Annotated in this window: 11 protein-coding genes and 1 riboswitch; of the genes, 5 read left to right on the top strand and 6 right to left on the bottom strand. The window is 71.5% G+C overall.

Going from position 1 to position 13,400, the window contains the following annotated elements; all coding sequences use genetic code 11:
* Position 1: 1 nt before the first annotated feature.
* A complete protein-coding gene (locus tag FV226_RS04390) occupies positions 2–631 on the bottom strand; it encodes a pyridoxamine 5'-phosphate oxidase family protein (protein WP_281406020.1) in 630 nt (209 codons plus the stop codon).
* Between the two features lie 198 nt (positions 632–829).
* Here FV226_RS04390 and FV226_RS04385 point away from each other — a divergent pair, with 198 nt between their 5' ends.
* On the top strand, positions 830–1,822 hold the full coding sequence (locus FV226_RS04385) for a nitronate monooxygenase family protein (protein WP_147761958.1): 993 nt from the start codon (positions 830–832) through the stop codon (positions 1,820–1,822).
* Here the strand turns inward: FV226_RS04385 and FV226_RS04380 are convergent.
* The 5 genes from FV226_RS04380 to FV226_RS04360 all read right to left on the bottom strand — a co-directional run bounded on the left by FV226_RS04380 (position 1,807) and on the right by FV226_RS04360 (position 7,809).
* Positions 1,807–3,000: a GGDEF domain-containing protein gene (locus tag FV226_RS04380; RefSeq protein WP_147761957.1), complete on the bottom strand. Its 1,194-nt coding sequence runs from the start codon at positions 2,998–3,000 to the stop codon at positions 1,807–1,809. The genes FV226_RS04385 and FV226_RS04380 overlap by 16 nt on opposite strands.
* A gap of 227 nt (positions 3,001–3,227) precedes the next feature.
* A complete protein-coding gene (locus tag FV226_RS04375) occupies positions 3,228–4,526 on the bottom strand; it encodes an HlyC/CorC family transporter (RefSeq protein WP_147761956.1) in 1,299 nt (432 codons plus the stop codon).
* A gap of 113 nt (positions 4,527–4,639) precedes the next feature.
* On the bottom strand, positions 4,640–5,899 hold the full coding sequence (locus FV226_RS04370) for a glycosyltransferase family 87 protein (protein WP_147761955.1): 1,260 nt from the start codon (positions 5,897–5,899) through the stop codon (positions 4,640–4,642).
* A gap of 178 nt (positions 5,900–6,077) precedes the next feature.
* Complete coding sequence (aroB, locus tag FV226_RS04365) at positions 6,078–7,196, bottom strand: 3-dehydroquinate synthase (RefSeq protein WP_147761954.1); 1,119 nt, start codon at positions 7,194–7,196, stop codon at positions 6,078–6,080.
* Between the two features lie 7 nt (positions 7,197–7,203).
* Complete coding sequence (locus FV226_RS04360) at positions 7,204–7,809, bottom strand: shikimate kinase (RefSeq protein WP_147752335.1); 606 nt, start codon at positions 7,807–7,809, stop codon at positions 7,204–7,206.
* 320 nt (positions 7,810–8,129) lie between these two features.
* On the opposite strand from FV226_RS04360, the gene FV226_RS04355 reads away from it, so the two are divergent.
* The 4 genes from FV226_RS04355 (at position 8,130) to FV226_RS04340 (ending at position 13,400) form a co-directional block, all read left to right on the top strand.
* The gene (locus FV226_RS04355; protein WP_147752334.1) at positions 8,130–8,282 is read left to right on the top strand and encodes a histidine kinase; all 153 of its coding nucleotides are present in this window, start codon (positions 8,130–8,132) and stop codon (positions 8,280–8,282) included.
* Entirely contained in the window at positions 8,279–9,265 is a 987-nt protein-coding gene (locus FV226_RS04350) for a site-specific tyrosine recombinase XerD (RefSeq protein WP_281406019.1), read from the top strand. Before FV226_RS04355 ends, FV226_RS04350 begins: the two co-directional genes overlap by 4 nt.
* A 113-nt stretch (positions 9,266–9,378) precedes the next feature.
* Entirely contained in the window at positions 9,379–10,593 is a 1,215-nt protein-coding gene (locus tag FV226_RS04345; RefSeq protein ID WP_246691490.1) for a phosphatase domain-containing protein, read from the top strand.
* A gap of 89 nt (positions 10,594–10,682) precedes the next feature.
* Positions 10,683–10,892: riboswitch (cobalamin riboswitch) on the top strand.
* A gap of 294 nt (positions 10,893–11,186) precedes the next feature.
* Positions 11,187–13,400 carry a TonB-dependent siderophore receptor gene (locus FV226_RS04340; protein WP_147761952.1) on the top strand — a complete coding sequence of 738 codons (2,214 nt, stop codon included), beginning with the start codon at positions 11,187–11,189 and terminating at the stop codon, positions 13,398–13,400.

Below are 13,400 nucleotides of genomic sequence, written 5' to 3'. Positions count from 1 at the left end.
CTCAATAGAGCCGCGTGCGGTACGCCTCCTCGGTGGCGCGCTCGGCGTCGGCGACGCTGACGGTGCCGCCCTGCTCGGCGAGGATGCGGCCGAGGCTCGGGAAGCTCGCGCGCTCGACCTGCACCGCCGGCGACCACAGCTTGGCGCGCATCAGCGCCTTGCCGCAGTGGAAGAACATCTCCTCCACCGTCACGCGCAGACCCGTCGTCGGGACCTTGCCCTGGGCGACCATCGGCGCGAGCAGATCCGGCGCGGTGACCAGCGTCGCGCGGCCGTTGACCCGCAGGGTCTCGTCGATGCCCGGCACGAAGAAGATCAGTCCCACGCCCGGATTGCCGAGCACGTTGCCGAAGCTGTCGACGCGATTGTTGCCGCGGCGGTCCGGGATCAGCAGCGTCGCGTCGTCCAGAACCTGGACGAAGCCCGGCGCGTCGCCCCGTGGGCTCGCGTCGGCCCGTCCCTCCACGTCCATCGAGGCGAGGACGAGGAAGGGCGAAAGCGCGATGAAGTCGCGGGCGAAGTGATCGAGCCTGGGCAGAACCTTGTGCTCGGCCATCGGCCGGATCGCGCCCACATGCGCGCGCAAGGCCTCGGGCCCGTCGAGGATCGTGTCGTCGGTCGTCCCGCTCACGTCGGCATCCTCTGGTTCGGCTGGTTGCGGTCCGGTCAGCAGGAATCGGACCATGCCCTGCGTGATCGCGGATAGCATGATCGCGCCCCGGTTCCGGGCTCCCGCGGTACGCGCCGTCACACCGGCGAAATCGGAGGTCTTGACGGGCCGTCTCCTCGGCGCTTGATCCGGCATCGGACATCGACAGGCACCAGGCGCATGACGGCTCTCGCACCGAACGACCGCCTGCCGGCGGCTTTGCGCGGCACGCTCGCGCTGCCGGTGATCGCCGCGCCGCTGTTCATCGTGTCCGGCCCCGACCTCGTGATCGCCCAATGCCTGTCCGGCATCGTCGGGTCGTTCCCGGCGCTGAACGCCCGCCCGGCCGAACTGCTCGATACCTGGCTGACGCGCATCACCACGACGCTCGCCGTGGCGCGGGCGGCGGAGCCGACCCGGACGATCGCGCCGTTCGCGGTCAACCAGATCGTGCACGCCTCGAACGACCGCCTCGCCCGGGACGTCGCCGCCTGCGTCAACCATCAGGTTCCGATCGTGATCACCTCGCTCAGGGCGCCAGACGACGTCGTGCGGCCGATCCATGGCTATGGCGGCGTCGTGTTCCACGACGTGACCACCGTCCGCCACGCCGAGAAGGCGCTGGAGGCGGGGGTGGACGGATTGATCCTGGTCTGCGCCGGCGCAGGCGGCCATGCCGGCACCCTGAGCCCGTTCGCCCTCCTCGGCGAGGTGCGGCGGTTCTACGACGGGCCGATCATCCTGTCGGGTGCGATCACCACGGGCGGCGCGATCCTCGCGGCGCAAGCGATGGGCGCCGACCTCGCCTACATGGGCACCCGCTTCATCGCGACGGCGGAGGCCAACGCCGCCGACACCTACAAGACGATGATCGCCGGGAGCGCGGCGGCCGACATCCTCTACACGCCGTTCTTCACGGGCGTGCCCGGCAACTACCTCAGCCCGAGCATCCGCGCCGCCGGGCTCGATCCCGACAGCCTTCCGCAGGTCGACAAGAGCGCGATGAACTTCGGCAGCAGCCGGGTGAAGGCGTGGCGCGACGTTTGGGGCGCCGGCCAGGGCGTCGGGACCATCGAAGACGCGCCGCCCGTGGCCGAACTGGTCGAACGGCTCAAACGCGAATACGCCGCCGCACGAACGCGCCTCGGCGCCGCGGCCTACTCGGCCGCCTGAGCCCAGGCCTTGGACCGGTCGGGGCACGCGTCCGGCAGCGCCACGTCGGCAAGTTCCGTGCGGCTGCGGCCGTTGTGCTTGGCGCGGTAGAGCGCGAGGTCGGCCCGGCGCATCAGGGCGTCGAAATCCGCGTCTCCGGGCCGGCTCACCGCGAGGCCGATGCTGACGCCGACCCGAAGGTTCGGCAGCGTCGGCAGGCGCAGGGCGGCGAAGGCGCGGCCGAACCGCACCGCGACCCGGCGCGCCTCCTCCGGACCGTCCACCGGGATCAGGCAGGCGAACTCCTCGCCGCCGAGGCGCCCGAACACCCGCTCCGTTGGCAGCAGGGCCCGTCCCAGGGCGCAGAACGCCACCAGCACCCCGTCGCCGACCGCATGGCCGTAGGTGTCGTTCACGCGCTTGAAGTGGTCGAGGTCGAACAGCAGCAGCGCAGCCGGCGATGGCCGCGCCAGCAGCGCCTCGGCCTCCTGCACGAAGGCGCGGCGGTTGGCGATGCCGGTGAGCGGATCGATCGACGCGGCGAGCCGTTGCGACCGCTCGGCCCGCTCCTTCGTCAGCGCCATGAACGTGAAGGCGATGGCGATCGTGAACAGCATCGCGGCAAAGCACAGGATCGCCACCCAGGGCGATTGCAGGGCGTCAGGTCCCGTCGGAAGCGGAGCGATCAGCGCCGCGGGAATCCGGATGGCGTAGCAGAGCCCGTAGGCGCAGAGCAGGACCATCGCCGGATAGCGCGACACCAGCCGTTCCGCGCGCCCGCGCCAGATTTCGTAGGCGCTCGCCCCGCAGAAGCCGGCGGCGATGGACGAGGCCAGGACGACCCGCGCCGCGATCGACTCGTAGAAGCCCGGCACGAGGCAGGCCACCGCGAAGACACCGCCGCCAAGTACCGGGAGGGCGAGGCGCAGCGTCCGCCCCTCGAAAGCCCGCACGCCGCTCCAGATCAGCCCGTACACCGCGATCATGACGGCGTTGGCGACGCCGATCGAGACCCAATCGGGGATCATGCCGCGCAACGCCAGCCCGCCGGACGCGACGGCGCCGCCGAGGTGCGCGACGCCCCAGATCGCAAGCGCGCGCGTCCCGCGCGCCTGCACCCAGGACAGCAGGAACAGCACGCCCACGAGGAACGTGAGGACGAACGTCACCAACAGGAGGGTCGGGATGTCGAGACGCATGGACGGCTTGCTGTATCCCGCAGATCACTCCGAGGTCGGGACTGCCTCTGCACCCCTACGTCCCGAGATTTTCAACATTGTTATTCGAGGTGATAAATAATGCCTAAAGCTTCTGCCACGACGACATAAAACCTAGTGGACTTATCATAGGTTAGGCATTTTTGTCTTCAACCTCTTGCTCGGCTCTCTCGGTCGCGCATCCTCGCGACAGCCCAGGCTTTGATACCTTACCCGTCGCCGCGCTTGTTGCCGGCGGCCTCCAACGGCGTGATCCGCAACGCGGTGATGCGGTTCTTGGACTTGCGCAGGACCTGGAAGCGGAAGCCGTGGAAGTTGAACGCGGTTCCCTGGTCGGGAATGGCGCGCGCCTCGTGGATGACGAGGCCGGCGATGGTGGTCGCCTCCTCGTCCGGCAGGTGCCAGTCCATCGCCCGGTTGAGGTCGCGGATGGGGACGCCGCCGTCGGCGTTGACCGAGCCGTCGCCCTGCGGCCGCACGCCCGAGACCGTGACGTCGTGCTCGTCGGCGATGTCGCCGACGATCTCCTCGAGGATGTCCTCCAGGGTGATCAGGCCCATCACCTCGCCGTACTCGTCGACGACGAGGGCGAAGTGGGTCTTCTTCGAGAGGAAGGCCTTGAGCTGGTCGCGCAGGCTCGTGGTGTCGGGCACGAACCAGGTCTCGAGCGCCAGCGCCTCGACCTTGAGGCCGGAGGCGTCGCCGCCGGCGGCGTCCAGCGCCCGGAGCAGGTCCTTGGCGTGCAGCACGCCGACGACGTTCTCGGTGGTGCCGCGCCACAGCGGCATCCGGGTGTAGGGCGAGGCCAGCACCTCGCGCACGATCTCCTCGGAGGGCAGGTCGGCGTTGATGATCCGCATCTTGGTGCGGTGGACCATCACCTCGGAGACGGAGAGGTCGGAGAGGTCGAGCAGGCCGCCGAGCATGTCGCGCTCGGCCTTGGCCACGCCGCCTTCCCGGTGCAGCAGCGCCACCTGCCCGCGGATCTCCTCGGTCGCCGAAAGGATCGACTGGTGGTCGCCGATGGTGACGCCGAACGGACGCAGCATCAGCCGCACCAGGCTCTCGATCGCGATCGCGGGCGGCCCCATCACCGCCACCGCGAAGGCGACGGGGCGGGCCATCAGCAGGGCGGCCTTGTCCGGCTTCGAGATGGCGAGGGTCTTCGGCAGCACCTCGGCGAAGACGATGACCAGCACCGACATGCCGACGGTGGCGTAGATCACGCCGCTCTTGCCGAAGATCGCGGTCAGCACGCTCGTCATGAAGGCCGAGGCGCCGATGGCGACGATGTTGTAGCCGATCAGCATCGCGCCGATGAAGCGCTCGCGGATCGCCAGGATGCGGTTGACGATGCCGGCCCGGGCGTCGCCCGCCTCCTCCAGCGTGTGCATCCGCGCGCGGGAGGCGGCGGTGAAGGCGGTCTCCGCGCCGGCGAAGAAGGCCGAGAGCAGCAGCGAGATCACGACGATGCTCGCGGCCAGCCAGAGGTCGGTGTGGGTTTCCATGGGGCCGTGTTTTCAAGCCTGTGCCGTGGCGGCAGGCTCGGGATCGAGGCGCGACGGCGACATCCCTCATAGGGGATTCGGCGCCGGATTTCCCTATCCTCGGAAGCACACGGTCAGGGATGGGCCGCCGCGGTCGCAAGGCGCGTCGTGCGCTGCGGCAGCGCCCGCGCGGCGATGCAGGCGAAGGTCGCGACGCCGAGGAGGAAGCCGAACGAGATGCCCGTCGAGGCCATCGCCAGACGCAGCAAGGCGGTCAGCGGCACGGCGAGCATCAGCGCCCACTCGTGGCGGCGCAGCCCGCCCGCGCGGTGGGCGGCGAGCGCGAGGAGGATCGTCGCCGGGACCAGCGGGGCGAGGTCGTAGACGGGCACGTAGGGCGAGACCATCGGCGCCGCGGCGAGCAGCGTCGCCGCGCGTAAGCCCACGGCGCCGTCGGCGGCCCATATACGCCAGGCCAAGCCCAGCGCCGCGAGGCCGGCGGCGACCTGCACCGCCCAGGCCGCCGCGAAGGAGCCGCCGGCCAGCCGGACCGCGCCGAAGGCGCTGGCGTTGATGTCGAGCCCGGCGCCGGCCTCGCGCAGGATGATGCGGTTGGTCTCCGACAGGGTCGCGAGGAAGCTCTGCCAGGGCGCGACCCCGAACAAGGCCACGGATGCGAGGCAGAGCGCCAACGCAGTGGCGAGGCAGGCTGCGAGGGCGTGCCGGCGGCCCGTCACCAGCAGGAGGAACGGCGCCAGCGCCGCGAGCTGAGGCTTGTAGGCGACCAAACCGAAGCAGCATCCGGCGAGCCACGGCCGCCGGTCGACCAGCACGGCGCCGAGTGTCAGCAGTCCGGCGGTGACGAGACCGTTCTGGCCGTAGGTGAGGTTGCAGAGCAAGAGCGGGTGGGCGAGCCCGAGCAGCACCGCGTCGCGCCGCCCGGTCGCCACCAGGAGCGCGCCTGAGAAGACCGCCAGCGAGAGGGTGATCCAGGCGAGGAACGCGCCCTGCGGCGACAGCAGCGCGAGCGGCGAGGCCACCAGCAGGAACACCGGCGGATAATGCCACGCGAACCGGCAGTCCGGCCCGAACGCGGCGGCGAGGTTCTGCAGGTGCGTCGGCAGCTCGTAGGCTTCGGTCGCACGCCCGCTCAGCGCCGTCCGGCCGACGACCCAGACCTGGGCGAGGTCGCTGCCCATCACGTCTCCGAGCCAGTTGTGGCGCGGATCGGGGCCGGTGCCGCAGGCGAGGTAGGCGATCGCCAGAACCGTCGGCACGAGAAACGCGGCAGCCAGCCGCGCGAAGCGCAGCAGCCCGGCTTCGTCGGCGAGCCGCGCGCGCAAATCGTCCCCGATCCGCGCGATGCGGGCGGCGACCAGCCGTGACGGGTACATGGGTGGACCAAACCTGCGCGAGCCTTAGAGCCGCGAGAATAGGCGTGGCGCGTTCCGCGGCCGTTAACGGCGGTGCGGATGATTCGAGGCTGCGGCCGCCGCTCCCTCTCACAGCCTCATCCGGAGGTGGAGGGTGGGAGGATCGATGCTTCCTCCTACCGGCTCAACCGTGGCCGCGTCACGCCCCCCCCAGCTCGTCCTGCAGGAACGCCCGCACCGCGTTCGTCTCGATCCCCGGGGCGATGAAGCTCTGCCCGATGCCGCGGGCGAGGATGAAGGTCAGCGCGCCGTCCTTCACCTTCTTGTCCTGGGCCATGGCGTCGAGCAGCGCGTCGGCGTCGCCGCAGCCCCCGGGCACGGCCTGGAGCGTGGTCGGCAGGCCGGCGAGCGCGAGGTGGTTGGCGACGCGGCCGGCATCCTGGCCGGGGCACAGGCCGAGGCGGGCCGAGAAGCGGAAGGCCAGCGCCAAGCCGATCGCGACACCCTCGCCGTGGACGAGGCGGGCGGATTCGTAGCCCGTGAGGCGCTCCAGCGCGTGGCCGAAGGTGTGGCCGAGGTTCAAGAGCGCGCGCTCGCCGTCCTCGCGCTCGTCGCGGACCACGACGCCGGCCTTGGCGCGGCAGCAGATCGCCACCGCCTCGTCGCGCTCCGGGCCGCCGGAGAAGATTCCGCGCCAGTTGGCCTCGCACCAGTCGAAGAAGCCGGCGTCGGCGATGAGGCCGTACTTGGCGACCTCGGCGTAGCCCGCCCGCATCTCGCGCTCCGAGAGCGTGTCGAGGGTGGCCGTGTCGGCCAGCACGAGGCGGGGCTGGTGGAACGCGCCGATCAGGTTCTTGCCGAGCGGCGCGTTGATCCCGGTCTTGCCGCCGACCGAGGAATCGACCTGGGCGAGCAGGCTCGTCGGCACCTGCACGAAGCGCACGCCGCGCCGCAGGGTCGCCGCGGCGAAGCCCGCGAGGTCGCCGACCACCCCGCCGCCGAGCGCCACCACGAGGTCGCCGCGCTCGACCTTGTGCGTCAGCAGGCCGTCGCAGACCGCGGCATAGGTCGCGTAGGATTTCGAGGCCTCGCCCGGCGCCACCGCGACGAGGCCCGAGCGCAGGCCCGCATCTTCCAGGCTCGCGCGCAAGGCGTCGCCGTAGAGCGACGCCACGGTCTCGTCGCTGACGATCACCGCCGCCTTGCCGCCCAAAGCCGCGACGCGGGCGCCGGCGCCGGCGATCAGGCCGCGGCCGATCAGGATGTCGTAGTCGCGCCCCTGGTCGAGGGGGACGTGGACGGTGAGCGGGTCGGTCATGCGGGGTTCACTGCGCGGCGACCGCGCGGCTCTCGTCGGGCGGGTTGAGGTAGGCGTCGAGGGCGTCGAGCACGTCCTGCACGACGCGGTCGTGGGCGACGTCGCGGGACAGCGCGGTCACGTCGGAGCCGGCGTAGACCGGATGGCGCAGGTCCATCAGGTCGCGCATGGTCCGCTCCGGGTCCTCGGTCTGGAGCAGCGGGCGGTTGCCGCGCTTGCGCACGCGCCGCATCAAGACGTCGAGCTCGGCCTTCAGCCAGACCGAGACGCCCGATTCCGCGATCCGCGCCCGGGTCGTCTCGCGCATGAACGCGCCGCCGCCGGTGGCCAGCACCAGCGGCCCCGCCCGCAGCAGGCGCGAGATCACCCGCTCCTCGCCGTCGCGAAAACTCGGCTCGCCGTAGATCGCGAAGATGTCGGGGATGGTCAGCCCGGCGGCCGCCTCGATCTCGATGTCGGCGTCCTTGAAGATCAGGCCCAGGCGACTCGCCAGGCGTCGGCCGACGGTGCTCTTGCCCGCCCCCATCAGGCCGACGAGCACGATCGAGCGCGAGCCGAGGGCCCGGCGCAGGCGCGCTTCGATCGGATCGCCCGTCGGCTCGGGCGTGGTCATCTGAAGGGGCTCGGCATAGCTGGCAACGGACGGGCGGATCGGCGGGTGCGGGCGCGCAGGCGGCGAAGCCCCGGGTCATATACCAAGTCCGAGGGGTTATCACCCATGCGGCCCGCCTCCCTGTCCCCCTGCCCCCCGGTATCTCGGGGCAGGCGCGTTCGCCGCGTGGTCTCGGCGAATCGCGCGCGCGCTGTGTCTCCGCGGGCCTTGCCAGCGTCGCGGCGGCGTGGTGCAACCCGAGGTGCCGCAGCGCAAAACACGCACCGTTCCCGCTGCGCCCCACGTACCCTTGCGTCCGCGTGCCCCGAGGTTCGCCCCCTGTGCCGACCCTGTTTCGTTTCTTCGCCACCCTCGCGATCCTGGCAGGCCTCGTCTTCGCCGGCATGTTCGCGCTCGCGACCTTCGTGACGCCGACGCCGCGGGAGATGAGCGTCGCCATCCCCGCCTCGAAGCTCCAGCCGGGCGCTCGGTGAAGCGGGCGCGCCCGCCCGAGCCCAAACCGCCCACGCCTCCCGAGATCGCGGCCTACCTGGACATGCTGGCCGCCGAGCGCGGGGCCGCGAAGAACACCCTCGAGGCCTACCGGCGCGACCTCGACGACTATTTCGGCTACCTGGCCGACGAAGGTCTCGACCTCGCCGAGATCGAGGCGGCGGGCCTTCGCGCCTACGTGGCCTCCCTCGAGCCGCGGGGCCTGAAGCCGGCGTCGGCCGCGCGCCGGCTGTCCTGCATCCGCGGCTTCCACAAGTTCCTCTACGCCGAGGGCATGGCCGAATCCGACCCGAGCGCGCCGCTCGCCGGCCCGCGCCGGGGCCGCACGCTGCCGAAGGTGCTCTCGGTGGCCGAGGTCGACCGGCTGCTCGCGGTGGCGCGCGCGCAGGCCGACGCGGCGGATGCGGCCGAGGCGAAAGGCCAGGCCCGCCGGGCGCGGCGGATGCTGTGCCTGCTCGAACTGCTCTACGCCACGGGCCTGCGCGTCTCCGAGCTGATCGCGCTGCCGCGCTCGGCGGCGTCCACCCGCGAGCGCTACCTCGTGGTCCGCGGCAAGGGCGGGCGCGAGCGCCTGGTGCCGCTGACCGAGCTGGCGCGCGACGCGATGCGCGGGCATCTCGCCGCCTCGCCGGGCGAGTCGCCGTGGCTGTTTCCCGCCGACAGCGAGAGCGGCCACCTCACCCGCCAGGCCTTCGCCCGCGACCTGAAGGCGGCGGCGGAGGCGGCAGGCCTTCGCGCCGACAAGGTCAGCCCGCACGTGCTCCGCCACGCCTTCGCGAGCCACCTGCTGCACAACGGCGCCGACCTCAGGATCGTGCAGGAGCTGCTCGGCCACGCCGACATCTCGACGACGCAGATCTACACGCACGTCCTCGACGACCGCCTCAAGTCCATGGTGCGCGACCTCCATCCGCTGATGGACGAGCCAGCTGGCCCCGAAGGCTCGCCCGAGGTGCAGCCTTAAGGTCGCCCGCGTGAACGGGCCGGCGCGAGGGTGCCGATGCGACGGTTGCGGCGTTGACCGTCGCGGCCGCAAAGGCGGACGGCAGAGGCGGACGGGAAGCGATGGGGGCAGGCGTGCGGCGTTGGAGGAAGGGCGCGATCCGGGCGCTGAAGCTCGTCGCCCGGCCGGTGCGCCGCGCGCAGGGGCGCGGCGGCATCGTGATCGAGCCCTATCGCGGCTACGGCTCGCCCGACGAGATCTTCCTGATCGGCCGCATCTTCCGCCAGTCGCACCCCGACACCGCGCCGGGCGACGAGAGCCTGCGCACGGAACTGCGCGACATCGCCCGGCGGATCGCCCGGCGGGCCCTGAAGGGCGCCGCCGTCACCGCGCGCTTCGGCGGCGCGCAGACGCGGGTGGAGACCGACCGCGACGGCTACTTCCGCGTCCACCTCAACCCGCGATCCCTGCCCGCGGGCGACCAGGGCTGGCACGAGGTCGCGCTGACGTTGGAGGTCGAGCCGCCCGTGCAGGCGCGGGCGCAGGTGTTCGTGCCGCCGGGCGCCACCGGCTGCGTCGTCGTCAGCGACATCGACGACACGGTGATGCGCACCGGCGTCGCGAACAAGGTAAAGATGCTGTGGCGCCTGTTCGTGGAGGATGCCGAGAACCGCGTCGCCTTCCCCGGCGTCGCCGCGCTCTACCGGGCGCTCTACGTCGGCCCGGACGGCACCCAGGCCAACCCGATGCTCTACGTCTCGCGGGCGCCGTGGGGCCTCTACGAGATGCTGTCGGAGTTCTTCAAGATCCACGGCATCCCGGTCGGCCCGATCCTGTTCCTGCGCGAATGGGGCCTGTCGTGGAAGCACCCCCTCCCCCGCCGGGCCGAGGACCACAAGCGCGCGCTGATCGTCCACATGCTGTCGCTCTATCGCGACCTGCCCTTCGTGCTGATCGGCGACAGCGGCCAGCACGACCCCGAGGTGTACGGGCGGATCGTCGCCGACCATCCCGGCCGGGTGAAGGCGGTCTACATCCGCAACGTCTCGCGCGACGCCGACCGCATCCGCGAGATCGAGGCGTTGGCCCAGGTGGTGGCGGAAGCGGGCAGCCACCTCGTCATCGCCGCCGACAGCACCGCCATCGCCCGGCACGCGGCCGGCCTCGGCCTGATCGCAACGGCCGCGGTGGCGGAGGTGGCGGACGAGCACGCGTCCGGCGGCGAGCCGACGCCGGACGCCGAGACCGCCCCGCCCGGCAACCTCGGCGCGGTGCTGGGCGGCGCCGGCGGGACGCTGCCGCCGAGCGTCGTCGTCGAGGCGCCGGCGCGGGATGGATCGCACGGCTGAGGGCGCTTGGCGGGAGGCGCTTCACGTGTCGCCGCCGGGCCACAACTCACAGTGTCGTGATTCGAGGCGTTGACTCGGCGCCTCCGCCACGGCCACTTGGCCGGGACGGTTCCCTTCGGGGATCAAAAGGGAACGCGGTGAGGACCGGGCGCGAAAGCGCTTGCCTGATGCCGCGGCTGCCCCCGCAACTGTAAGCGGCGAGCCCTCCATCAACACGTCACTGGGTCACGGCACCTGGGAAGACGATGAGGGGCAGCGACCCGCGAGCCAGGAGACCTGCCGTCAGTCGTGGTCACACGCGAAACGCGTCGGGCGGGGTGCCTCGGCGGGTGTCGAGACGCGTGCGCCCGATCGGGCGGACGCGGGGCGGCCTCGTTCGCGGTGACGTGCCACCACACGCGTCCGCACGCCCCGTCCATGCCCTTGCCAGCCGCGAGACCCGCGCCGACCGACCCCCACGCAGCCGCCCGGCCCGCGTGCGCCGACGGCCGCCTCGGGTTGCGGCGACCGCGCGATTGTAACATTGTTACATTCGCTTTAGGGGTTTGGGCAGGCAGGCCGTCGCGCCGCGCCGTCAGAGCCGCAACCGATCCATGTTCGTTTTCCGGAAATCCCCACGATCCCGCGGGCGCACGACCCGTCGCCTGCTGCTGGCCGCGACGGCGTTCGCCGCGTCCGGCCCTCCACTTGAGGCCAGCGCACAGCCGGCCGCGGGGGAGCCGTCGAGCGTCCTGCTCGACACCCTGACGGTGTCCGGCGACGGCGTCGGCCCGACCCGCGCGGCGCCGGTCGGCCTCAACCTGCGCACGCCCGATCGCGGCGCGAGCCGCCTCGGCCTCACGCCGCTGGAGACCCCCGGCAGCGTCGACATCATCTCCGGCGAGACCGCGCGCTTGCGCGGGCAGGACACGATCGCCGAGGCCGTGACGCAGAACGCCACCGGCATCACCACCATCGCCGCGCCCGGCAACGGCAACGGCGCCTTCACCAGTCGCGGGTTCTCGGGGCCGAACTCGATCCAGCAGCTCTACGACGGCACGCGACTGTTCGTCGGCGCCAACACCGTGACCTTCCCGTTCGACACCTGGAACGTCGAGCGCATCGAGGTGCTGCGCGGGCCGGCCTCGGTGCTCTACGGCGACGGGGCGATCGGCGGCGTGATCAACGTCGTGACGAAGAAGCCGACCTTCACGCCCGTCAACGTGGTGCGGGCCGGGGTCGGCTCGGACGGCATCGCGCGGCTCGCGCTCGATTCCGGCGGCCCGATCGGCGACGCGGTCGCCTACCGCCTCAACGTCAGCGGGAACCGCGCCGGCGGCTGGATGAGCCCGGAGGGCGACTTCCGCAACCTCGCGATCTCGGGCGCGCTCCTGCTGCAGGCGACGCCCGACCTCGCCTTCACCCTGAGTCACGACCTCGGCTACCAGGAGCCGGCGCGCTACTGGGGGACGCCGCTCGTCGAGGGGCGCATCTTGGACCGCATCCGGTTCAGCAACTACAACGTCCGCGACTCCAAGATCACCTGGGCGGACAACTGGACCCAGTTCAAGACCGAGTGGACGCCGAGCGCCGACGTCACAATCCGCAACACCGCCTACCGGCTGCAGAGCCGGCGCCACTGGCTCGACGTCGAGACCTACGCCTTCAACCGCACCACCGGCCTGGTCGACCGGAGCGACTACACCGAGATCTACCATCAACAGGAGCAGGTCGGGAACCGGTTCGACGCCGCGTTCAAGGGCACGCTGCTCGGCTTCCGCAACGACTTCCTGGCCGGCTTCGACGTGAACCACGTCGACTTCCGCCACACCAACAACTTCTCGACCGTGGGGTCCGGGCTCGTCACCAGCGTGCCGCTGGTCGGCTACGATCCGGGGCTGTTTCCGGTGAACGGCCGCGCGAGCCCGGCCTACGCCACCAGCACCGACCAGGCCTCGGTCTTCGCCGAGAACCGGCTGATCCTCTCGGACCGGCTGTCGTTCCTCAGCGGCGTCCGCTTCGACGCCTCGAACCTGCAACGCGAGAACCTCGTGAGCACCGCGCAGTTCGAGAAGGCCTACCAGGGGCTCGGCTACCGCTTCGGGCTGGTGTTCAACCCGACGCCGGACACCGCGCTCTACGCGCAGGTCGCCACCGCCACCGACCCGGTCAACAGCCTGATCACGCTGTCGCAGTCGCTGTCCGGCTTCAAGCTCTCCACCGGCGAGCAGGTCGAGGTCGGCGCCAAGGGCGTGTTCTGGGACGGCCGGGGCGAGTGGACGCTCGCCGGCTACCGCATCGTCAAGGACAACCTGATCTCGGCGGTGCCGGGCCAGCCGAACGTCGCGACCCAGGTCGGGCGGCAATCCTCCACCGGCGTCGAGGCCGCGTTCTCGCTGCAGGTGACGCCGCTCTGGCGGCTCGACGCCAACCTCGCCCTGCTGCGGGCTCAGTACGACGCCTTCGACCAGACGGTGGACGGCGCGACCGTCTCCTACGCCGGCAAGCAGCCGATCGACGTGCCCGAGCGCGTGGCCAACCTCTGGGTCAACTACGCCTTCGCGCCGCGCTGGGAGGCGCGGGTCGGGTTCCAGTATGTCGGCGAGGTGTTCAGCGACTTCGGCAACACCGCGCGGCGCCCGGCCTACGGCCTGGTCAACCTCGGCCTCGACCATCAGGTCACGCCGGCCTCGCGCCTGTCGTTCCGCGTCTTCAACCTGTTCGACAAGGTCTACGCGATCAGCGGCAACGCGGTGGACGGCGTCGGCACGAACTGGCTGCTCGGGCGCCCGCGCTCGGTCGAAGTCGCCTTCACGACGGCGTTCTGA

Source organism: Methylobacterium sp. WL12 (genome assembly GCF_008039475.1).
GTDB classification, from domain to species: domain Bacteria; phylum Pseudomonadota; class Alphaproteobacteria; order Rhizobiales; family Beijerinckiaceae; genus Methylobacterium; species Methylobacterium cerastii.
The sequence above is the reverse complement of the archived record's forward strand: the minus strand, read 5'-3'. Positions and strand labels throughout refer to the sequence as shown.

Coding starts and splice junctions, on each gene's coding strand:
- FV226_RS04385 (WP_147761958.1), top strand. CDS start 830: ATGACGGCTCTCGCACCGAACGACCGCCTGCCGGCGGCTTTGCGCGGC.
- FV226_RS04380 (WP_147761957.1), bottom strand. CDS start 3,000: ATGCGTCTCGACATCCCGACCCTCCTGTTGGTGACGTTCGTCCTCACG.
- FV226_RS04375 (WP_147761956.1), bottom strand. CDS start 4,526: ATGGAAACCCACACCGACCTCTGGCTGGCCGCGAGCATCGTCGTGATC.
- FV226_RS04370 (WP_147761955.1), bottom strand. CDS start 5,899: ATGTACCCGTCACGGCTGGTCGCCGCCCGCATCGCGCGGATCGGGGAC.
- aroB (WP_147761954.1), bottom strand. CDS start 7,196: ATGACCGACCCGCTCACCGTCCACGTCCCCCTCGACCAGGGGCGCGAC.
- FV226_RS04360 (WP_147752335.1), bottom strand. CDS start 7,809: ATGACCACGCCCGAGCCGACGGGCGATCCGATCGAAGCGCGCCTGCGC.
- FV226_RS04340 (WP_147761952.1), top strand. CDS start 11,187: ATGTTCGTTTTCCGGAAATCCCCACGATCCCGCGGGCGCACGACCCGT.